This is a genomic window from Burkholderia sp. 9775_39 (assembly GCF_015712225.1).
Lineage (GTDB): Bacteria > Pseudomonadota > Gammaproteobacteria > Burkholderiales > Burkholderiaceae > Burkholderia > Burkholderia cenocepacia.
On record NZ_JACCQC010000025.1, the window covers coordinates 19,808 to 41,155 of the forward strand.

Here is a 21,348-nt window from a genome sequence, read left to right on the forward strand (position 1 = left end):
TCGAGGTGTGTATGGATCTGTTGATTATTCGTCATGGCCAGTCGAACGCGAACGCGAACGGCCTGCTGATTTCTGACGATCAGGACGAATTGTCCGCACTGGGACGTAGTCAGTCGGAGCGACTGCGCGACACGCTGGCTCAGCTCGACTACGCACCGTCGCGTGTCATCAGCAGCCCCTGGCGCAGGGCGCGGCAAACGGCCGAGACGATCTTCCAGCGTCAATCGATCGAATTCGATGCACGGCTAGCAGAAACACATCCGGGCATCTTCGGTACATGGCTCGAACGCGATTTCAACGCCACTTACCCGGAATTCAACCGCGACATCCGCAATACGTACGAAGGCGGCGAATCTCACTGGGACATGACGGTGCGTGTTCGCTCATGGACAGACGAAACCGTTCGCCCCGCCGCCGCCGCACCCGGTCTGATGGCGGTAGTCGCGCACGGCGGCCCGATCAGCGTGATCCTCCAGCATTTGCTCGGCGTACCGATCGAATCGCATTACCCGACGTTTACCGTGCCCAATGCGTCCTTCACCTACCTGAAGTGGCGTCCGGATCTCGAACGATTCTGCGTCGAGCGCCTGGGACACGTATGAGCGCCGACGTCGCAATCTTCGAGCCCGTTTTCGGCGAAGGCACGCAGCGTGTCGATCCCGCATTCGTGCCGCTGCCGTTCGAGAATGCCCGACCGGAATGGCGCGAACTGCAGATCATCCTCGAGCTCTACCGCAGCGACACCCATCGACGCCACACGCATACGGGATTGTTTTCGCCGAAATTCGGCCTGAAGACCGGGATTCCCGGCGAGCAGTTCCTGCACTTCGTGCACGACAACGCGGCGGCGGACGTCCTGTTCATCAATCCATTCCCGCAGATCGCCTACTGGTCGTACAACGTCTGGATGCAGGGCGAATGCGCTCATCCCGGCATCGTCGACACGGCGCAAGCGCTGCTCGACGCAAGCGGCATCGAGTTGGACGTGCGCAACGTGCCGCGTAACGATCTCCGGTCCCTCGCCTACTGCAATTTCTGGGTCGGCAATCAGGCATTCTGGGATCGATACGTGGGTCGCGTACTGGAGCCGATCGCCGCCTTTCTCGAAAACGAGCCGGAACACCCCGCCGCACAAGACGTGATGCAGGATACGATCCACACCGATCAGGCGCCGTATCTGCCATTTATCGTCGAACGACTATTCAGCACTTACCTGGCCAGCTGTCCTGAACTGGACGTGCGAGCCTATCCGTTCACCCCCGCGCAGATCGAATCGCATTGCATCAACGCGTTCGAGCGCTTGCTGTTCGAGCGCATGCGCGACGACGTGGACGCAGCCGACCGCGGCCCCGTCTTTCCGCCCGAACTGGTCGGACGCATGGATTTGGTATGCAGCCTGTGGCAACAGCATTTCTTCGACTTCTACAGCGTCCACCCGCATCCCCATACCGGCCGCCCACTGGCTCCGTCGTGACAGGCACGCGGCCGCGGACCAATGTCGAGCCATTGCCGCGCGTTCCGGCAAACCGGCGGGCGTTTCATGCACGGTTCGTCATGACCGCATTGACCCCGCGCCGCGTATGTCGGAACATATTGGAACGATGTAATATCCTCGCTTACGGTTGAATAATGAAAGTGAGGAGACAATGTCGCAAACGCCTTTCATCAATCCGCTTCCGGGCGTGCCGGATGTGGAGTCCCCATTTTTCGACGAAATATTCGCAACCAAGAATGCGACCGACGAGGTCATGCGAGTGGCCCGGGATTTGCGCGAAAAGGGCTATGCCATCATCGATTTCCCGGATCCGCACTTCAATGAACGGGCCAACCGGATAAAGGCCAGGTTTTCCGCGCAGTTCGACTTCGATCACTGGCGCAACGAACTGTGGAAAATCAATGAAGGGCTTCGCATTCAGGATGCGTGGCAAACCGACGACGATGTCCGCGCCATTGCATCGAACCCGGCCATCCTCGACCTGCTCGGCCAGTTGTACGGACGCCGCGCGATACCGTTTCAAACGTTGAATTTCCCGGTCGGGACACAGCAGCCGATTCACAGCGACAGCATTCACTTCTCCTGCGTCCCCGAGCGATTCATGTGCGGTGTATGGGTGGCGATGGAAGATATCGACGGCACCAACGGTGCGCTGGAATATTATCCGGGCAGCCATTCGCTGCCGATCTATGTCAACGAGCATCTGGGTGTGTGCTCCGCCACCCAGCACAAACGAACCGGCCACTACGGACAGTATCTGGATCTCTGGAAGCAGCTGATCAAAAAGGCGGGCATCGAGGCGGATACCTTCCACGCACGGAAAGGGCAGGCCCTGATATGGGCGGCCAACCTGTTGCACGGCGGATCCAAGCAGACCGATCCGGCAAGGACCCGCTGGAGCCAGGTGACACATTATTATTTTGAGAATTGCGTTTATTTCACGCCGGTCATTTCGGACCCCGCATTCGGCAAGACTCACTATCGCCAGATCAAAGACGTCACCACCGGGAACGTCCAGCCCAATATCTATTCCGGGCAGGAGGTCGACAGCGAAGTCATCGAACGCAGCATGTCGAACACGTTCGACAAGTACTTCAACCGCGTTCCGGACGATTTCGATCCCGCTAGGTATCTGGCGCTGAACCCGGACGTTGCCGACGCCGGTGTCGATCCGGTCGGGCACTACCTCGAGTATGGCCGGCGCGAGGGGCGTCGCTGGGTCTGAACGCGCGGTGCAGCATGCCTGCCGGCTCGGCCGGCATGACTGGCGGCCCCGATCTCAGGCAGACGAGACGGTCCGCCCCGTGTGCGGGTGCTGATTCGCCGCAAAGTGTTCGCGTGCGTATCGTACGTACAGCCGACACGCGAGATCCTGCATCGCGATCAGGTCGCGAGGGAATTGCCCGGACGCATCGGCGGCATCGACGATCGGCCTCATTCCGTCGACGAGTTCACGCTCGTAGTCGGTCAAGCAGTAGGGCAACACGTCGTCGAACTGATACGCCGCGACCTTCAATTCCGGGCACAGCGACAGGAAGGTACTGAACAGGCGCTCGACGATGAACGGCAGGAACGGCGCGGCATCGCTGTGCCATGTGTCGCCCATTACGGCGCGCGCGGCCTCGTCGTCCGAATTCCGTTCGAGGAACGTCGCGAGCGGGTCCAGCACACCGCCAACGTACGCGTCCCAGAACCGCTCGGTGCCGACCCAGAAATTCGAATAGCACAACACCTGATGACCGTGGCGTGGCACCGCGTGCAGATCCCACTTCAGGCCGACCGCGTCGACGAGTGCCTGCGAGCGCGCGGTAAGGCCGGGGTGGTTGATTTCCCCCTGCATCCACACGTTGTACGAGTAGTACGGGATTTGCGGAAACGGATTAATCAGACAAACGTCGACGTCGCCATGACGATCGACGAACGTCAGAAACCGGCTTGCGTCGACGCGAGTCTTCAAACCGAACTTCGGCGAGAAAATGCCGACCTTCCCTTTTCGTCGATGATCGCCGCGCCGCCAGAAATCGACGAGGATGCGAAACTCCCGCCAAGCGGCATGCGAGTTGTCCGCGAGCCTCAGTTCATGGAACGCCGGCTCGGACAGGACTTGCCCTTGCTCGTACAGCGGCTCATAAATCATCACCATCATCGCTCCATCAGCGTTGCAGTGCCTGTCCAGTCCCCCGGCCGGCAAAAAGAACCGGCTCGAACCCACCCGCGCGTCACGATGCAACGCTTCGATACAGCGAGCGATAGGCGTCGCCGAGCGCCGGCCCCGAGAACATCGCCTCGTACCGCGCGCGCGCGGCTTGCCCCATGCGCCCGGCCAGCGCATCGTCGGCAAGCAGTGCCTGCATCGCCTTGGCCAGCGCGTCCGGCTGCTCCGGTGGAACGACCAGTCCGGTCACGCCGTGCTCGTTGACGTACGACGTTCCCGATCCGATCTCGCAGCAGATCATCGGCTTGCCGAACATCTCCGCTTCGACGAGCACCATCCCGAACGCCTCGGAACGCAGATGGGACGGCAGCACCATCGCCCGGCAAGCCCTCAGCAGTGCGACCTTCTCGTCGTGCGTGACCTGCCCCGCAAACACGACGTTGCGCGCCCCCAGCCGCTGCGCGAGCGCGGCCAGATTCTCGCGCTCAGGGCCGGATCCGGCGATCACGATACGCGCACCGGTGCGCGACGCAGCTTCGACCAGCGTATGCAGCCCCTTGTAGTAGCGGAGCACGCCGAGCGCAAGAAAGAACGGCTCGTCATGCAGCCCGAGCCGCCGGATTATCGCGTCGCCGTCGGCCGACGCCGGCACATCGCGATAGTCCGCAATGCCGAGCGGAATGGTGTGGAGCCGTTCCGGGCGCACGCAAGAGTTGAGGATCGGGCTCGTCGCGGCGTAAGCCGGCGACGTCGCGACGACTGCGTCCATGCTGCCCAGCATCCAGCGCATCAACGGCCCGTACACGGCGCCAAGCCATTTTTGCCGGACGATGTCCGAGTGGTAGGTCATCACGGCAGGTCGGCGTGCGCGGCCGAGCAGATGAAGCAGATCCGCATACGGCCACGGAAAGTGAAAATGCAGTACATCGGCCCACTCGGCCATCTCGCGAAACAGCAAGAGCGCACCGGGGCCGCCGAGGTCGCACGATGCAGGTGCCGCCCATGAGCGCGCGCGCACGACATCGCCTTCGTCGAATTCGACGCGCATAGGCTCGGGGGTCGGCGACAGCGTGAAAATCCGCGCATCGACACCGCACGTGCGCGTCGCGCGCGCGATCTGGCGAATCGCTTCCTGCAGGCCGCCAGGCGGATCGGGGAAGTAGGTGCGGTAGACGTGCACGACTTTCATGCAGCACCTCCACTGCGCGCCTGCGCGCCATCGTGCCGGAACGTGATCGCCAGCATCTTGTCGAGCCGCCGCTCCCATGTGTTGTCACCGACCGCCTCGCGCGCCTCGCCCGGCGTAAGCCGGCCACGCGCGAGTTGCGCGTCGAGCGCTGCGACGAACGACGCGGCATCCCCACCGGTGAGAAGGCCTACGCGCGGCACCTTCGCAAAATCGAGCGGTGTCGACACGACCGGCAATCCGGCCGCGAGATATTCATAGAACTTCATCGGAAACATCGACCGCGTGTAATCGTTCAGCAGCGTCGGCAGCACCCCGACCTGCATGCCGCGCAAGTACGCCGGCAACGCATCGTAGCTACGATAGCCGAGCCGGTGCACGTTCGGCAGCGCGGCGACGCGCGCCACCAGATCGCTACGCTGCCCTTCGCGTTCCTCGCCGATCAGTACCCAGTGCCAGTCAGGCCGCATGCGGGCCGCATCGTGCAGCAACGCGAAGTCGACCTTGAAGTCAGACAGCACGCCGTGATAGACGATGCGCGGTGACGGAATCGCAGCAAGCTCGGCCGGCAGCGGCCCATCGTCCTGCAATGCGGCACCGAAGTGGCTTGCATCGACGACATTGCCAAAGAAATGCGTGTTCGCGTTGTACGGCCGACATTTGTCGAGCAGCGCCGTCGCGGTCGTAAACACCGCGTCGCACCCGGCAAGCAGCTCACGTTGCGCCGATTCGAATGCGTCGACATCGACACCCGGAATCGCACCGATGTCGTCGACGCAGTGATAGACGAGCGGCCCGTGCGGGAGTCGCGAAATCGCATCGAGCATGTACGGATGGTAGGTCCAGACGACCGGCGCGACGAAGCGGCGGCCGCGTGCGAAACGCGTGACGGTCCAGCGCAGCAGTGTCTGGTTCAGCGCACGCACGAGCGGCCAGTGATGTTTGGCGGGCACCATCAACGGCGACAGCACCCACACGTTCGGTGCGCGGCGCGGCGGTCCGAGCACGAGCGACTGCACGCCCCGCCAGAGCCGCCGCCACAAGCGGGCCCAGTCACGGCCGCTGCCGACCTTCGGCGCACGAAAGCCTACGCTTTCGACGTACAACACGCGCCACCCCCGGCTCGCCAGTATGCTCGCCGTGTGCTGCTTGTTGGTCCAGTACGGTTCGTCCCAGTCGGCAGTCGAGAACAGTACGCAGTCGGCGACAACGTCATGCGCGCGATCAGTCACCGAACGCCTCGAATGGCCGGCCGAGCAGACTGTCGACGATGCGGCGCGATGCGAAGCCGTCGCCATACGGATTCGGGCGATCGCGCAGCGCGTCGCGTCGGGAACGGTCGTCGAGCCAGCCGACCACCGCCTGTTCGATACGCTCGGGCGCCTGCCCGGCAAGCGTCGCATAGCCGGCGTCGACACCTTCCCTGCGCTCGGTATGGTTGCGCATGACGACGACCGGCACGCCGAAGGTCGGTGCCTCCTCCTGAATGCCGCCGGAATCGCTAACGACGAGCGCACTGCGGCTGATCAGGTAAAGGCTCGTGGGATAGTCGACGGGCTCAATCAGCGACAGGTTCGGAATGCCGGCCAGCTCGCGCATCACCGGTTCTCGCACGGCCGGATTCAGATGCACTGGGAAAACCCAGCGGTAGTCGGCATAGCGCGCGCACAGATCCCGCAGTACGCGGCAGATGCTGTCGAGCACGTCACCGAAGTTCTCGCGCCGGTGACACGTGACGAGAATATGCTGCTGCTCGGCGCCGTGCCACGGCGGCAACGGATCCGCCGGCAACGCGCTCGACCAGTCGGCGCGCACGCGCGCGATCGCATCAACCACGGTGTTCCCGGCAACGACGATCGATTCGGCCGGCACGCCTTCATCGAGCAGATGCTGGCGAGCGAGCGACGTCGGCGCGAAATGGCGCGACGCGATTCGTCCGATCAGGGCGCGGTTCGCCTCCTCCGGGAACGGGCTCGTCAGATCGCGCGTGCGCAAGCCGGCTTCCACGTGGCCGACGCGCACGCCGCGATGAAAGGCCGCGAGCGCCGCACACATCGCGGTCGTCGTATCGCCCTGCACCACCACCCAGTCGGGCCGCGCACTTGCAATCGCCTCGTCGAGCTGGGCCAGCAGCCGCGCCGCGAGAGCGTTCAGCGACTGCCCGGGCTGCATCACGTCGAGGTTGATGTCAGGCACGATATCAAACGCGCCCAACGCCTGCGTGAGCATCTCGCGATGTTGCCCCGTCGCGCACACGATCGTCTGCGTGTCAGCGCGCAGTGCCTCGATGAGCGGCGCAAGCTTGATGACCTCGGGACGCGTCCCGACGACAACCATGACTTTCATTGGAACAGCACTCCGCTTTCTATGGCCCGCCGCTCGCCGCGATATTCCGCGACGACCACATGTGGCGTCGAGCACCAATCCGGCAACTCGGCCCGGAATTTGCCGCGCGCACCCGTCACCCGAACGGATGCCTTGAAGCGCAGGAAATCGAGCGCGGCCGCTTCGTGCAGAAACAGCGGACTGGCCGCTTTCGTCCGGATGTGCGCGACGAACCGTTCGTGCGCGTCGATCCGGGTCGCCTCGTCGGGCCAGCCGTATCGATAACGCGGCGAGAACGGATGATCGAGATAGCCGAACAGCGTGCGTGTTGCGTAAGCGAGATCGAAAGCCTGCTTGAACACCGCGAGCGGATCGCCGCAGCCCAGCATGCATTCGCCGTGCAGCATGCACTGCTGACTATGACCGACGAATCCCTCCGGCAGGCCCGTCAGCATGCCGCCGCGTGCCAGCATGAACTCGGGGTCGTTGCGAATAATCCCGCCGACACAACCGTCATAGCCCGCATCCGCCAGCGCGCGCAACGCGTACGGCGGCGATTGGTGAAACGGCGACACTGCGTATCGGACCCGCAGCCCCGTCGCGCGCTCGATCATCGCCGCGGAATGGCCGCCTTCGGCGAGCGCTCGCTCGTAGCTGCCCCCCCAGTTCGGCGCATGCGTCGCCGTATGCGACAGCACGGCGCCACCGTTGGCGAGCAGTTCGCGCAGGATTCCATGATGTGCGGGATCGTCGAGATTGCTGGTGTTCACCGCAAGCGAAAACGGAACCCCGAGGCGGCGATAGGCGTCCCATAATGGGCGCGCCGATTCGACGTCCTCGTCGCAGTCGAGCCGCGACGTGATCACCGCGTCGCAGCCTGCGGGAATCTCGCTCAATACCGGGCAGCACGGCAGTGCATCGTGCCGATGGTCCGCCACGAATGTCTCGATGAGCCGCCATTCAAACGAATCGAGCGGGCCGACTGCGCGGTTGAACCACAACACGCTCGCATCGCCGAACTCCGTCAGCGAGGCATACGTCCCGACTCTCTCGCCGTCCACAGTCAGCGCGGCAAGCTCCGTGTCGGCGGGCGCATCGACCGGCTGCTTAAGCGCCCAGATGGATCCGTCGCCGCGAATCGCGCCGTACCCTAGGTTGTTCCATTCGTCGGTGAAATCGAAGCGCTCCAGCGGGCGCCGCCATGCGTCGCCGCCAAGCACCTGTGCACGAGCACCGTAGTGAACCGCGGCCCGGCTTTCACGCGCTTCGTGCGAAGGCGCGGGCTCGCAGCGGCTCGCCGCGGGCCAGCCTGCGGGCCACGTACCGTCACGGTGCCCCAGATGAGCGGCGAAGGCGGACGGCAGCCGGCCGAATACGATGAGCTTGCGCGGCCCCGCATGCAGCCATTCGAGCAGTGCGGCGCCCCAGATATCGGGCAAGTCGACCGCAACGGCAATGTCCACCGCGCCGTCGCGCAACGCGTTGCGCGATACCGCCTGCGCCTGCGTGACGCTGACCGAGCGTCGCAGCGCGGCAAGAACGTGGCGCCCGGCTTCGGATGATGCGTCTGTAAAGAGCACGCCGATCATGCGGTCACCACGTGCCGAAACTTGGCGCGATGGCCGACCCGCACGAAATCGTCATGGCCGACGTACGCGATCGTGAAAGCATCCTGCCAGTAATGGCGCAGCTTGTTCGTCGTTTCTTCCGCGTTCGCCCACGGCTCGAGGACGATACGCAACGTCGGCGGTGTCGTGCGCAGGTCGATCTGAAACTCCTGGATCCCGCCGACGCGATGATCGAGCATGTCCTGGATATGATGGGTTGGATGTGCAACGCCGTTGATCGGGACGACATCGTGGATCCGCCCGACGATGTCGGTCAGGAAGAACCGGTCGCCCTTCTCCTCTACCCGCGCGAGGTCGCCAGTCGCATAACGGATCAACGGCATCAGCCGATTGCGAAAGCCGGTCAGTACCAGCTCATGGGTGCCGTCCACGCCCCTGCTTTCGGGCCAGCCCTCCGATTCGAGCACCTGAAACCCGCCTTCGTGCCCGTCGAGCTCGTACGCCATCACGCCAAGTTCGGCAAGACCGTAGCGATCGACGACCCGGCACCGCAACGCCGACGCGATCATTGCGCGAGCATGCGGTTCGAGCAGTTCGCCGCTCGACTCGAACACCTTGAAAGCGTTGCCGCCGCCGTACTTGCGCCGGATGTAGCACGCGAGCGCATACATCGTCGACGGATGCGAATGGGCAAGATAAGGCCGCCGGCGTTTCAGCGTCCGCCACATCTCCTCGAGCCCGTCGTCGTCGATTCGATCGAAGAAAATGTTGCTCCGGTTCATCGCGAAGCACTTGAAATCCTCGCGCGACGGCCATTCCGGAACTGACTGCTCCGGGAAGCGGCACGCGAAATGCAGCTCGCTGCGATGACGCAGCTTGCCGATCCGCTCGCGTGCATAGAACGTGACGGCAGACGAATAGTCGGCTGCCTCCTGGTCGTAATAGATCGTGCACGACAAGCCGGTCGAGCCGCCCGTCTTGCAGGCGTGGTGGCGAATCTGCTCGAGCGGCTTCGACAAAAGCCGTGCGCCCTGCTCGCGAATGATGTCCTTCGTCAGATACGGCAACGCTTCGAGGTAACGCGGATCGCGCCGCACCTTTTCCGCATCGAATTGCCGCTCCGCGAACAGGTCGCGATAGTACGGCACGTGCGTGCCGGCGAACTGTAGGATATCGACGAGTCGATCAAGCGCGATCCGGCGCCGCTCGGCGGCAGGCAAACGGTAATGCCTGCGCAGCGCGTCGATTTTCGGCCGCACGATGCGCTGCTCGCGGCTTTCCGCAATCGGGTAAGCAATATAGCCTGCCGCGAGGCCCTTGAGCGTACGCAAGGGCTGGTGCACGAACAGGCTTTCGGAATACCGGAGGAATGGATGATCTGCTTTCATCGGTTTTAATCGTATTGGCCTGGCATCATCGCAGTGGCGTCGCACATCGCGCCGTGCGCCGGTTGCATCGAGGCCGCTATCGGGAGATACCGACGGCCGACGAACGTCATTGCGGAACGTGCTTCGGACGATCGTCCGGCACCAGATCCGCCACGGGCAAGCCCTCGAGCACCGTGTCGCCGGTCGGCTCGGGGCGAATCACCGGCTCGTCGGCGACCATCTGTCCGTGCTCCATCGAAATCTTGCGAGTACACACGCGCGCGACGAGTTCCGGATCGTGCGACGCCAGCACAAGGATCGACGCCTGGCCGACAAGACTTTCGAGCCGCTGCGCGGCCTTCCGGCTGAATTCGGCATCGCCGACGCTCAGCCATTCGTCCATGATCAGGATGTCCGCCTCGATGCTCGTCGAAATCGCGAACGCGAGACGCAGCATCATCCCGCTCGAGTACGTGCGGACGGGCAGGTTCAGATAATCGCCAAGCTCGCTGAAATCGGCAATCTCATCGATCTTGCCGCGAATCCGCTCCGGCTTCAGGCCGTCGAGGATGCCGCGCAGATAGATGTTCTCGAAGCCGGTGGCATCGGGGTCCAGCCCCATCGAGACGTCGAGCAACGAGGCGATCTTGCCCTGGACCTTGAGTTCACCACGCACGGGCGCATAGACGCCCGACAGCGTGCGCAGCAGCGTCGTCTTGCCGGAACCGTTGTGACCGACAAGCCCGATGCGCTCGCCGTGCTCGAACTTGAAGTTCAGATTGGACAGCGCCTGCACGATCGCGTGGCGCCCGCTGTCCTGGCCGATGCGCCCGCCGGTGGTCAGGTTCAGGACGGTCTTCTTGAGCGACCGGTGCGAATTCTCGTAGATCGGAAATTCGACCGAAATGTCGCGCGCGGTAATCGAGGAACTCACGGTATCAAAGCCAGTAAGGGACACGGTTGCGGAAACGCTTCATCAGGAAATGCGCGAACGCAAAACCGAACACCAGCAGGCCGACGGACCAGGCCCATGACTCCCAATGCGTCGGTCGGCCGGTCAACGGCGCGCGCACGGTCTCGATCAGGTGATAAAGCGGGTTGTATTCGGCGACCCATGCGCGGTCCTTCAGGATTTCCGGCGACCACATCACGGGCGTGAAAAAGAACACGACCTGGATCAGGTTCGTGATGATCGGCGGAATATCGCGAAAGCGCGCGCAGAGAATGCCGAGCGCGGCCGACAGCCACACGCCATGCAGGAACAGGATCACCAGCGCGAACGGCACCAGCAGGAACTCCCAGGTCGGCCAGTGCCCAAAGGCCAGCAGCAACACGACGACGACAGGCAGGCTGTGCAACAGGATCACGAAATTGCGCCACGCGATCCGGCACACATGAACGGTCAGCGGCAGGCGGATCTGCTTGATCAGATAGGCCGCGCCGATGAATGCGAGACACCCTTCGTTCGCGACTGCCGCGAGATACGCCCAGACGACGAGCCCGACCGCGAGGTACGGCAAGTAGTCGGCAATCTCCTGATGCAGGAGCGTCGAGTACAGCGCGCCGAGCACGCCCACCATGATGATCGTGCTGAGCGTAAACCAGAACGGGCCGAGAATGGAACGGCGATAGCGTTGGCGGATATCGTGCCAACCGAGCGTGCCCCATACACGCGTCGCACGCATCCCGACCATCAGGTCGTTCTCGCCAGTGTGATTACCGAGATCATCGGTATCGTTCAAGAAAGTCGTTTCCACGTTTTAAGTACGTCCGTAATTGTCCTCGAAGCGAACGATATCGTCTTCGCCGAGGTATTCGCCGCTCTGCACTTCGATCATCACGAGATCGACGATGCCGGGATTCTCCAGCCGATGTTTGTGACCCGCGGGAATATAGGTCGATTCGTCGATGGCGACCAGGAACTCCCGATCGCCATTGACCACCTTGGCCATTCCGCTCACGACCACCCAGTGCTCGCTGCGATGATGATGCATCTGCAGGCTCAGGCTCGCCCCCGGCTTGACGACGATCCGCTTGATCTTGAAGCGCGGGCCTTCCTCGAGCACGGTATAGGTGCCCCACGGACGATGCACCGTGCGATGCACCTTGTATGCCTCGTGGCCGCGCGCCTTGAGTTCCGCGTAGACATGCTTGACGTCCTGCGCGCGGTCGCGATCGGCCACGAGCAATGCGTCCGGCGTATCGATCACGAGCAGGTTGCGTACACCCACGGCGCCGATCAACCGGCTATCGCTGTGCACGAACGTATTGTCGACGTCGACGAGCAGCGCCTCCCCTTCGATCCGGTTGCCGCGTTCGTCCGCCTCCGACAACTCGCTCAGCGACGCCCACGATCCGACATCACTCCAGCCGATGTCGCACGGCACGACGGCAGCGTGGCGGCACTTCTCCATCACCGCGTAATCCACGGAGATATCCGGCACCGCGCCGAAACTGTCCGGATCAAGGCGAATCTGCACGCCGTGTGGGCTGGCCGACGACGGCGACTGTTCGAGGCTCGCCCTCACCTGCTCGAGCACGTCGGGACAATGCTGTGCCATTTCCTTCAGCATGGTGCCCGCGGTGAAGCAAAACATCCCCGAATTCCACAGGAACCGGCCGGATTCCAGATAGGCCCGCGCGTCGTCGACCTTCGGCTTCTCAACGAATCGCACGACGCTCTCGCCATTCGTCTCGATGTAGCCGTAAGCGGTCTCGGGCGCATCCGGATGCACGCCGAACGTCACGATCTTGCCCTGCAGCGCAAGCGCCTGCGCACGCCGGACGGCATCCGCAAACGCGTCGAATTGCGTGATCACGTGATCGGCGGCCAGCACCAGCATCACGGTTTGCTCACCATGCGCGCTCGCGACGTGCAGCGCCGCCGCCGCGACCGCGGGTGCGGTGTTGCGTCCGAACGGTTCGAGGATGAACGACATCGCCAACTGTCGCTGGTTGACTTCGCGAAACTCGTCTTCGGACTTGAAGAACAGCTCGCGATTGGTCACGGTCAGGATTTCGTCGACGCCGTCCAGCGCCGCGGCGCGCAGGAATGCCTTCTGAAGCAGGCTCTCGCCGTCGGACAGCCGAATGAACGGCTTCGGATGGGCTTCCCGGGAAACGGGCCAGAGCCTCGACCCGGCACCGCCGCACATGATTACCGGTAGCAAACGCACATGTTCCTCACTTGCGCCAACATCGTCCGTACGACCCGCCGCCGGTGAGGCCGAGGCGGCCTCGCGATCGTGGCGTTCCAGATTCATGCAGCGCCACCCGGAGTCGTCAGCATGCCACCCGCCAGACACAACCGCAACGCTTCGCGCCAGTCCGGCGCGGCGACCCCAAATACTTCGTACAGCTTGTCGTTCGACATGCGGGAGTTCGTGGGCCGCTTTGCCGGTGTCGGATAATCGCTCGCCGGAATCGGCAGCACGCGCGGCGTATTCGGCTGGCCGACCAATTCGAAGATCGCCGACGCGAAACCATGCCAGGAGGTCGAGCCCGCGGCATTCAGATGATAGACGCCGGCGCGCTTCGCCCACCACTCAGCCGGATCGGCTGCGCCGCGCGATTGGGCGACGGCGTGGGCGGTCAGCGTGGCGATGGTGTTGCTCCAGGTCGGCGCGCCGATCTGGTCCGACACCACTTTCAGTTCGTCCCGATCCCGGCCGAGACGCAACATCGTCAGCAGGAAGTTGCGCCCGCGTGCGCCATATACCCAGCTCGTACGAAAGATCAGATGCGCGGCGCCCGAAGCGGCAATCGCCGCCTCGCCTGCCAGCTTCGATTCTCCGTACACGTTTTGCGGACACGTCGGATCGGTTTCCACATATTCACCGTTCTTCGTGCCGTCGAACACGTAGTCGGTCGAATAGTGAATCAGCGGCGCACCCAATTTCCCGGCCTCCTCGGCGAGTACGCCGGGAGCGACACCGTTGATCGCCATCGCGAGGTCGCGCTCCTGCTCGGCCTTGTCGACTGCGGTGTAGGCAGCCGGATTGACGATCAGCGTTGGCCGGATCTCGCGCACGACCGAGCGGATACGATCCGGATTCGACAGATCGAGCGCGCCGCGATCGAGCGCGACGACCGTGCCGAGCCCTTGCAGCGTGCGTGCGAGTTCGAACCCGACCTGGCCATTGACGCCAGTCACCAGAATGCGATGTGCGCTACGGTTCAAGCTCATGTCGCCCCCTGCATTCACGCGTAGACTTCGGCTTCGCTCAGACGCTTGCCCGCCGCATCCTTCGCCGCCAGCAGCGGTTCGAAATCGATCGGCCACTCGATCCCGATCTCCGGGTCATTCCACACGATGCTACGCTCGTGTTCCGGAAACCAGTAGTCGGTCGTCTTGTAGAGGAACTGCGCGGCCTCCGACAGTACGACGAAACCATGCGCGAAACCGGGCGGCACCCACAGCTGCCGGTGGTTGTCGTTCGACAGCACCACACCGACCCACTTGCCGAAGTTCGGCGAATTCTTGCGAATGTCGACGGCGACGTCAAACACCTCGCCTTCGACCACGCGGACGAGCTTGCCCTGCGCGTGCTGGATCTGGTAATGCAGCCCGCGCAGCACGCCCTTCGACGAGCGCGAATGGTTGTCCTGCACGAATTCGACACCGGGTGCGACCTGCTCGGCGAACTCCTTCCCGTTGAAGCTTTCGTAGAAGAACCCGCGCGCGTCGCCGAACACCTTCGGCTCGATGATCTTGACTTCCGGCAGCGCCGTTGCCGTTACTTGGATGGCCATGCGACTTGATCCGTGAGAATGTTCTTGAGGTACTGCCCGTACGCGTTCTTCGCAAGCGGCTGTGCGAGCTTCAGCACTTGCTCCGCGTCGATCCAGTCGCGGCGATACGCAATCTCTTCCGGGCACGCGACCACGAGACCCTGCCGCTTCTGCAGTGTCGCGATGAAACTGGCCGCTTCGATCAGCGAATCGTGCGTGCCGGTGTCGAGCCACGCGTACCCGCGCCCCATGATTTCGACATTGAGCGAACCATCTTTGAGATAACGCGAATTGACATCGGTGATCTCGAGTTCGCCGCGCGGCGACGGCTTGATGTCGGCCGCGATGTCGCATACGCGGTTGTCATAGAAGTACAGGCCCGTCACCGCGTAGTTCGAACGCGGCTTCGCCGGCTTCTCCTCGATCGACAGCGCGCGGAACGACTTGTCGAATTCGACGACGCCGTAACGCTCCGGATCGTGCACGTGATACGCGAACACGGTCGCGCCCGTTTCCTGCGCATGCGCACGCTCGAGCTGCTTCGCAAGGTCGTGACCGTAGAAAATGTTGTCGCCAAGGATCAGCGCCGACGGATCGTTGCCGACAAACTCCTTGCCGATGATGAACGCCTGCGCGAGACCATCGGGCGACGGTTGCACCGCGTACTGGATGTTCATCCCCCACTGGCTGCCGTCGCCGAGCATCGACTCGAAACGCGGTGTGTCCTGCGGGGTCGAGATGATCAACACGTCGCGGATGCCCGCGACCATCAACGTCGACAGCGGGTAGTAGATCATCGGCTTGTCGTACACCGGCAGAAGCTGCTTCGAGACGACATGCGTAATCGGATACAGCCGGGTGCCGGAACCGCCGGCGAGAATGATGCCTTTACGTGCCATCGCTTCTCTCCTCAAGTACGTTTCGCGTAGTTCGTCTCGACCCACTTGCGGTATTCGCCCGATGCAACCTCGTCGACCCAGACCTGGTTGTCGAGATACCAGTCGACTGTCTTCGCCAGGCCGGTCTCAAACGTTTCTGCAGGCTTCCAGCCGAGTTCGCGTTCGAGCTTGCGTGCATCGATCGCGTAGCGGCGATCGTGACCGGGACGGTCCGTCACGTAGGTGATCTGGTCACGATAGGAGCCGGCCGCCTTTGGGCGCGCCTTGTCGAGCAGGTCGCAAAGCGTATGCACGACTTCGAGGTTCTTCTTCTCGTTCCAGCCGCCGACGTTGTACGTCTCGCCCGGCACGCCGCGCGCGAGCACTTCGCGGATCGCGCTGCAGTGGTCGCCGACGTACAGCCAGTCGCGCACATTCTGGCCATCGCCGTACACCGGCAGCGGCTTGCCCGCGAGCGCATTCGCGATCATCAGCGGGATCAGCTTTTCCGGGAACTGGAACGGGCCGTAGTTGTTCGAACAGTTCGTCGTCAACACCGGCAGGCCGTACGTATGGTGGTACGCACGCACCAGATGGTCGGAACCCGCCTTCGTCGCGGAATACGGGCTGTTCGGCGCGTACGGCGTCGTCTCCGAAAACTGCGGGTCGGTGGCCGACAGCGAACCGAACACCTCGTCGGTCGACACGTGCAGGAAGCGGAACGCAGCCTTGTCGGCATCGTTCAGGCCGTTCCAGTACTGACGGGTGGCCTCGAGCAGCGTGAACGTGCCGACGACGTTGGTCTGCACGAAGTCCGCGGGACCGTGGATCGAGCGATCGACGTGGCTTTCTGCGGCGAAGTGCAGCACCGCGCGGGGCTTGTGTTCGGCCAGGAGTGCGTCGAGTGCGTCACGGTCACAGATGTCGACGCGCGCAAACACGTGCTTCGGGTTTCCGTCCAGCGACTGCAGCGTGCGCAGATTCCCCGCGTACGTCAGCTTGTCAACGTTGAGCACGGCTTCGTCGGATGCGCGCAGCCAGTCGAGTACAAAATTGGCACCAATAAAACCCGCGCCGCCCGTAACCAGGATCATGAGGCTCCCTCAAATAACGTGCGGCAGACGCCATCAGGCGCCTGCCACATCAGATTCGCAAATGCTAGTAGCTTGTGATTGCCACGTTAGACCGGGAATTTTAACCGGTCGACATGGCATCCAAAGTCATGAAATGCTAATTTTGTTGGGGAAAGCGACAATTATAGGTAGCCGCCCCCTGCAAAAGCCATGCCGCTAACAACTTGATACAGCGGCTCGAACCCTTTCGGAACGTGAAATTCCTTGCCATATCGATCGGCCATTGAGGAATAAATTTTGCGCAAAGCCGCGTTAAATGGATGATTTTCCGCGTTCTACCGTTGCTCGCAAAACCCGCTGCCCCATGACCCTCATGCTCCCGCCCCCCATCGCCATCGGCGACATCCAAGGCTGTCACTCCGCTTTCCAGGCGCTGTACGAAAAGCTCTCGCCCCCCGCCGACATGCCGCTCTGGATCGCCGGCGACGTCGTCAACCGCGGCCCCGGCTCGCTCGCCGCCCTGCGCGCCGTTGTCGACCTCGGCCCGCGCGCGACCGTCGTGCTCGGCAATCACGACCTCCACCTGCTCGCGGTTTCCGCCGGGCTGCGTACCGAGCGCCCGGGCGACACCATCGGCGAGATCCTCGATGCGCCCGACGCCGACGCGCTGCTCGACTGGGTCCGCCACCGCCCGTTCGTGCATGCGGAGCACGGAATGCTGCTCGTGCACGCGGGCGTGCTGCCGCAATGGGACGCCACGCTCGTGCTCGAGCTCGCGGACGAACTCCAGCGCGCGCTCCGTGCCCCCGACTGGCGCGACACACTGCAAGGCCTGTACGGCAACGAGCCGAATCAATGGAGTCCGAACCTGAAAAAACGCGACCGGATGCGCGTCGCGTTCAACGCGTTCACGCGCCTGCGCTTCTGCACGCCCGACGGCGCGATGGAGTTCAAGGCGAACGGCGGCCCCGACAGCGCGCCGCCCGGCTACCTGCCGTGGTTCGACGTGCCCGGGCGCCGCACCGAGGACGTGACGGTCGTGTTCGGGCACTGGGCCGCGCTCGGCCTGATGCTGCGCGACAACGTCGTCGCGCTCGATTCGGGATGCGTATGGGGAAACCAGTTGTCGGCCGTGCGGCTCACGGCCGATCCGGCGCAGCGCACGGTCACGCAGGTGCAGTGCGAAGCGTGCCGCTCGCCGGGCGGCGAGTGACGGCACGCTGATTGGCCGGCCCCGGCCGGGCGGCGCGTCAGCCCTCGCGCCCCGGCACGGGCGCGTCGGTCGTCGCCTCGCCCGCCGCACCGGCACCGAGCTCGGTCGCCGGATACGCATGCTTCTGCAATTCGGCGAGCGATTCGGCCGTCGGCTTGCCGACCTTCTCCTGCAGCGTCGCCAGTGCAGCGGCGATCGCGTCGCGCGCCGCTGCGGACGTCGCGCGCCGGTCGCCACCCGGCGCGATCGGTTCGCACACGTACAGATGCGCGACGAGCGGGCCACCGCGCAGCACCATGTCGAGCGACTTGCCGAGCGACAGGTCGCCCGTGTAGGCCGGCGCGACCGACTGTCGCCCGCTCGCGTCCTCGTACATCAGGCAGATCGGCTGCACCGCGCAGCCGGCCGAGACCGCGGCCTGGAACAGGTTCGCATGGAACGGCAGCAGTTCCTGGCCATCGGACGTCGTCCCTTCCGGAAACACGCACATCAGCCCGCCGGTGCGCAGGCGCTCGGCCATCTCGTGCATGATCCGCATCGCCTCGGTGCGCTTCTCGCGCTGCAGGAACACGGTGTCGAGCTTCTCGGCGAGCCAGCCGACGACCGGCCATTGCCGCACCTCGGCCTTCGACACGAACGGCGTCGGCCGCCACGCGTTGACCGCGTAGATGTCGAGCCACGACACGTGGTTGCCGACGACGAGCGCGCTCGCGTCGAGCCGCGCGCCGTCGTTGTGGACGACGAGGCGCATCCCGCAGATCCGCAGCATCTTGATCGACCAGCGGCGCGTCATCTCGGCGCGGCGCGCGGGCGTGACATGCGAAAAACGCAGCGCGACGATCACCATGCCGCGCAACAGGTGAAAGACGAGACGCAGCTTGCGAAAGGCGATCATGGCGAAGATCCGGCGAGGTTCAGTGGCGCTCGAACGCGACCTGCCCGGCCACGAGCGTGGTACGCACGGTGGCCGGCAGTTCGTAGCCGAGGAACGGCGAGTTGTGGCCCTGGCTCTTCAGCGCACGCGGCTCGACGCGCCAGTGCGCGCGCGGATCGAACACGCACAGGTCGGCCGCGCCGCCTTCGGCGAGGCGGCCCGCCGGCAGTTGCAGCACGTCGGCCGGCGCGGACGTGATGCGGCGCAGCGCCTGCGCGAGCGGCGTGCGCGTCTCGTCCGCCCACTTCAGCGTCAGCGACAGCAGCAGTTCGAGCCCCGTCGCGCCCGGCGTCGCTTCGCCGAACGGCAGCAGCTTCTCGTCGTCGTCGACCGGCGTGTGATCCGAGCAGATCGCGTCGATCGTGCCGTCGGCGAGCGCCACGCGGATCGCTTCGCGGTCGCGCTCGCTGCGCAGCGGCGGGTCGAGCCGGAACTGCGAATCGAAGTAGCCGATGTCGACGTCGATCAGGTGGACGTGGTTCACGCCGACGTCGCAGGTCACGGGCAGCCCTTCCGCCTTCGCCGCGCGCACGAGCGCGAGGCCGGCCGCCGACGACAGCCGCGCGAGGTGCACGCGTGCGCCCGTCACGCGCATCAGTTCGAAAATGGTGTGCAGCGCGATCGTCTCGGCCGCGACCGGCACGCCGGACAGCCCGAGCCGCGACGCAAGCGCGCCGCTCGCGGCCACGCCGCCGCGGCCGATGAACGCGTCGAGCGGACGCAGCCACGTCGTGTAGCCATAGGTGCTCGCGTACTGCAGCGCGCGCAGCAGCACCTGCGTGTCGCGCACCGGCACGTTGGCGTGCGTGAAGCCGACACAGCCGGATTCCGTCAGCGCGACCATCTCGGTGATCACCTCGCCCTTGAGGCCGACCGTCAGCGCGCCGAGCGGATGCACGTTCGCCTGGTGGAGGTTGCGCGCACGGAACTTGAGCATTTCGACGAGGCCCGGCTCGTCGAGCACGGGATCGGTGTCCGGCGGGCACACGAGGGTCGTGACGCCGCCCGCGACGGCCGCGGCCATCTCGGACGCGAGCGTCGCCTTGTGTTCGTAGCCGGGCTCGCGCAGCCGCGCGCACAGGTCGACGAGGCCGGGCGCGACGACCAGGCCCGACGCGTCGATCGTCTTGTCCGCGTTGAAACCGGCGGGCGCGCTGCCCAGCGCGGCGATCTTGCCGTCCGCGACGAATACGTCGGCCTGCCCTTCGGTACCGGCGACCGGGTCGATCAGCGTGCCGCCTTTGATATGAATCTTCATGCGCTGTCTGTGAATGCGTTGATTGCGTTGAATGCCTGAACGAGGAGGCGCGAAAGCGGGCTCAGTCGCTGTTGCCGGCGACGATGCCCATCACCGCCATCCGCACCGCGATGCCGAACGTGACCTGGTTGAGGATCACCGACTGCGGCCCGTCGGCGACCTGCGAATCGATCTCGACGCCGCGGTTCATCGGCCCCGGGTGCATCACGATCGCGTCGGGCGCGGCGAGCGCGAGGCGCTCGGGCGTCAGGCCCCACGTCTTGAAATACTCCTGCGCGGACGGCAGCAGCGCGCCGCTCATCCGTTCGTTCTGCAGGCGCAGCATGATGATCACGTCGACGCCCTTCAGCCCCTCGTCGAGGTTGTGGAACACCTTCACGCCCATCTGTTCGAGGCCGCCCGGCAGCAGCGTGCGCGGGCCGATCGCGCGCACTTCCGGCACGCCGAGCGTGGTCAGCGCGTGGATGTCGGAGCGCGCGACGCGCGAATGCAGGATGTCGCCGACGATCGCCACGCGCAGCTTCGTGAAGTCGCGCTTGTAGTGACGGATCGTGTACATGTCGAGCAGGCCCTGCGTCGGGTGCGCGTGGCGGCCGTCGCCCGCGTTGATCACGTGCACGTGCGGCGCGCAGTGCTCGGCGATCAGGTACGGCGCGCCGCTCGATGCGTGGCGCACGACGAACAGGTCGGCATGCATCGCCGACAGGTTGTTGATCGTGTCGAGCAGCGATTCGCCCTTGCTCGTCGACGACGCGTTGATGTTCAGGTTCAGCACGTCGGCCGACAGGCGCGTCGCGGCGATCTCGAAGGTCGTGCGCGTACGCGTCGAGTTCTCGAAGAACAGGTTGAACACGGACTTGCCGCGCAGCAGCGGCACCTTCTTCACCTCGCGGTCCGTCACGCTGACGAACTGCTCGGCCGTATCGAGGATGTGATTGACGATCGAGCGCGGCAGGCCCTCGATCGACAGCAGATGCTTCAGCTCGCCGTTTTTCGTGAGCTGCGGGTTGCCCTTCAGGAACCCGTAGCGAAACCGGTCGGGGCTCGCGGCCGCCGCGGGATTGCCGGTGCGGCCAGTGGTGTCGGTGGTCATGGTGTGCGTGATTCCAACTATGCAAACGGGCCGCGGTGCAAACCAGCGGCCCGGGATACGGTTCGCGTGTCG

The 21,348-nt window shown here is 64.3% G+C and carries 20 protein-coding genes; 4 read left to right on the forward strand and 16 right to left on the reverse strand.

Annotation, left to right across the window (positions count from 1 at the left end; translation table 11 throughout):
* Positions 1-11: 11 nt before the first annotated feature.
* The 3 genes from H0X90_RS27455 to H0X90_RS27465 all read left to right on the forward strand — a co-directional run bounded on the left by H0X90_RS27455 (position 12) and on the right by H0X90_RS27465 (position 2,720).
* The gene (locus H0X90_RS27455; protein WP_006496653.1) at positions 12-602 is read left to right on the forward strand and encodes a histidine phosphatase family protein; all 591 of its coding nucleotides are present in this window, start codon (positions 12-14) and stop codon (positions 600-602) included.
* Complete coding sequence (locus H0X90_RS27460) at positions 599-1,474, forward strand: hypothetical protein (protein WP_006496654.1); 876 nt, start codon at positions 599-601, stop codon at positions 1,472-1,474. Before H0X90_RS27455 ends, H0X90_RS27460 begins: the two co-directional genes overlap by 4 nt.
* A 172-nt stretch (positions 1,475-1,646) precedes the next feature.
* Positions 1,647-2,720, forward strand: a complete 1,074-nt coding sequence (locus tag H0X90_RS27465; protein ID WP_006496655.1) for a phytanoyl-CoA dioxygenase family protein — start codon at positions 1,647-1,649, stop codon at positions 2,718-2,720.
* Between the two features lie 54 nt (positions 2,721-2,774).
* Here H0X90_RS27465 and H0X90_RS27470 read toward each other — a convergent pair whose 3' ends face one another.
* The 13 genes from H0X90_RS27470 to rfbB form a co-directional block, all read right to left on the reverse strand.
* Positions 2,775-3,707, reverse strand: coding sequence for a hypothetical protein (locus H0X90_RS27470; protein WP_306172366.1), 933 nt, complete (start codon positions 3,705-3,707; stop codon positions 2,775-2,777).
* Between the two features lie 7 nt (positions 3,708-3,714).
* Positions 3,715-4,839, reverse strand: a complete 1,125-nt coding sequence (locus H0X90_RS27475; RefSeq protein WP_006496657.1) for a glycosyltransferase — start codon at positions 4,837-4,839, stop codon at positions 3,715-3,717.
* Positions 4,836-6,068, reverse strand: coding sequence for a glycosyltransferase (locus H0X90_RS27480; RefSeq protein WP_006496658.1), 1,233 nt, complete (start codon positions 6,066-6,068; stop codon positions 4,836-4,838). The genes H0X90_RS27475 and H0X90_RS27480 overlap by 4 nt, the downstream gene beginning before the upstream one ends.
* On the reverse strand, positions 6,061-7,182 hold the full coding sequence (gene wecB / locus H0X90_RS27485) for a non-hydrolyzing UDP-N-acetylglucosamine 2-epimerase (protein WP_006496659.1): 1,122 nt from the start codon (positions 7,180-7,182) through the stop codon (positions 6,061-6,063). Before wecB ends, H0X90_RS27480 begins: the two co-directional genes overlap by 8 nt.
* Positions 7,179-8,750 (reverse strand): polysaccharide deacetylase family protein, encoded by a 1,572-nt coding sequence (locus H0X90_RS27490; RefSeq protein ID WP_006496660.1) that lies wholly within the window; start codon positions 8,748-8,750, stop codon positions 7,179-7,181. The genes wecB and H0X90_RS27490 overlap by 4 nt, the downstream gene beginning before the upstream one ends.
* Positions 8,747-10,117, reverse strand: coding sequence for a phenylacetate--CoA ligase family protein (locus H0X90_RS27495; protein ID WP_006496661.1), 1,371 nt, complete (start codon positions 10,115-10,117; stop codon positions 8,747-8,749). The genes H0X90_RS27490 and H0X90_RS27495 overlap by 4 nt, the downstream gene beginning before the upstream one ends.
* A gap of 106 nt (positions 10,118-10,223) precedes the next feature.
* The gene (locus H0X90_RS27500) at positions 10,224-11,030 is read right to left on the reverse strand and encodes an ABC transporter ATP-binding protein (protein WP_006496662.1); all 807 of its coding nucleotides are present in this window, start codon (positions 11,028-11,030) and stop codon (positions 10,224-10,226) included.
* Positions 11,031-11,034: 4 nt separating this feature from the next.
* A complete protein-coding gene (locus tag H0X90_RS27505) occupies positions 11,035-11,853 on the reverse strand; it encodes an ABC transporter permease (protein WP_006496663.1) in 819 nt (272 codons plus the stop codon).
* Between the two features lie 3 nt (positions 11,854-11,856).
* Positions 11,857-13,272, reverse strand: a complete 1,416-nt coding sequence (locus H0X90_RS27510; RefSeq protein WP_006496664.1) for a mannose-1-phosphate guanylyltransferase/mannose-6-phosphate isomerase — start codon at positions 13,270-13,272, stop codon at positions 11,857-11,859.
* Positions 13,273-13,355: 83 nt separating this feature from the next.
* The gene (rfbD, locus tag H0X90_RS27515) at positions 13,356-14,282 is read right to left on the reverse strand and encodes a dTDP-4-dehydrorhamnose reductase (RefSeq protein ID WP_077190967.1); all 927 of its coding nucleotides are present in this window, start codon (positions 14,280-14,282) and stop codon (positions 13,356-13,358) included.
* 14 nt (positions 14,283-14,296) lie between these two features.
* Positions 14,297-14,848 (reverse strand): dTDP-4-dehydrorhamnose 3,5-epimerase, encoded by a 552-nt coding sequence (rfbC, locus tag H0X90_RS27520; RefSeq protein ID WP_059721600.1) that lies wholly within the window; start codon positions 14,846-14,848, stop codon positions 14,297-14,299.
* Positions 14,833-15,726, reverse strand: a complete 894-nt coding sequence (rfbA, locus tag H0X90_RS27525; protein ID WP_006496667.1) for a glucose-1-phosphate thymidylyltransferase RfbA — start codon at positions 15,724-15,726, stop codon at positions 14,833-14,835. The genes rfbC and rfbA overlap by 16 nt, the downstream gene beginning before the upstream one ends.
* 11 nt (positions 15,727-15,737) lie before the next feature.
* The gene (gene rfbB, locus H0X90_RS27530) at positions 15,738-16,799 is read right to left on the reverse strand and encodes a dTDP-glucose 4,6-dehydratase (RefSeq protein ID WP_077190968.1); all 1,062 of its coding nucleotides are present in this window, start codon (positions 16,797-16,799) and stop codon (positions 15,738-15,740) included.
* A gap of 352 nt (positions 16,800-17,151) precedes the next feature.
* Between rfbB and H0X90_RS27535 the strand changes: the two genes are divergently transcribed.
* Positions 17,152-17,991 (forward strand): symmetrical bis(5'-nucleosyl)-tetraphosphatase, encoded by an 840-nt coding sequence (locus tag H0X90_RS27535; protein ID WP_006496669.1) that lies wholly within the window; start codon positions 17,152-17,154, stop codon positions 17,989-17,991.
* Positions 17,992-18,028: 37 nt separating this feature from the next.
* On the opposite strand, the gene H0X90_RS27540 is transcribed toward H0X90_RS27535, so the two are convergent.
* The 3 genes from H0X90_RS27540 to H0X90_RS27550 form a co-directional block, all read right to left on the reverse strand.
* Positions 18,029-18,886, reverse strand: coding sequence for a 1-acyl-sn-glycerol-3-phosphate acyltransferase (locus H0X90_RS27540; RefSeq protein ID WP_006485105.1), 858 nt, complete (start codon positions 18,884-18,886; stop codon positions 18,029-18,031).
* Positions 18,887-18,905: 19 nt separating this feature from the next.
* Positions 18,906-20,183: a dihydroorotase gene (locus H0X90_RS27545; RefSeq protein WP_006485101.1), complete on the reverse strand. Its 1,278-nt coding sequence runs from the start codon at positions 20,181-20,183 to the stop codon at positions 18,906-18,908.
* 61 nt (positions 20,184-20,244) lie between these two features.
* Entirely contained in the window at positions 20,245-21,276 is a 1,032-nt protein-coding gene (locus H0X90_RS27550; protein WP_006476735.1) for an aspartate carbamoyltransferase catalytic subunit, read from the reverse strand.
* Positions 21,277-21,348 lie beyond the last annotated feature (72 nt).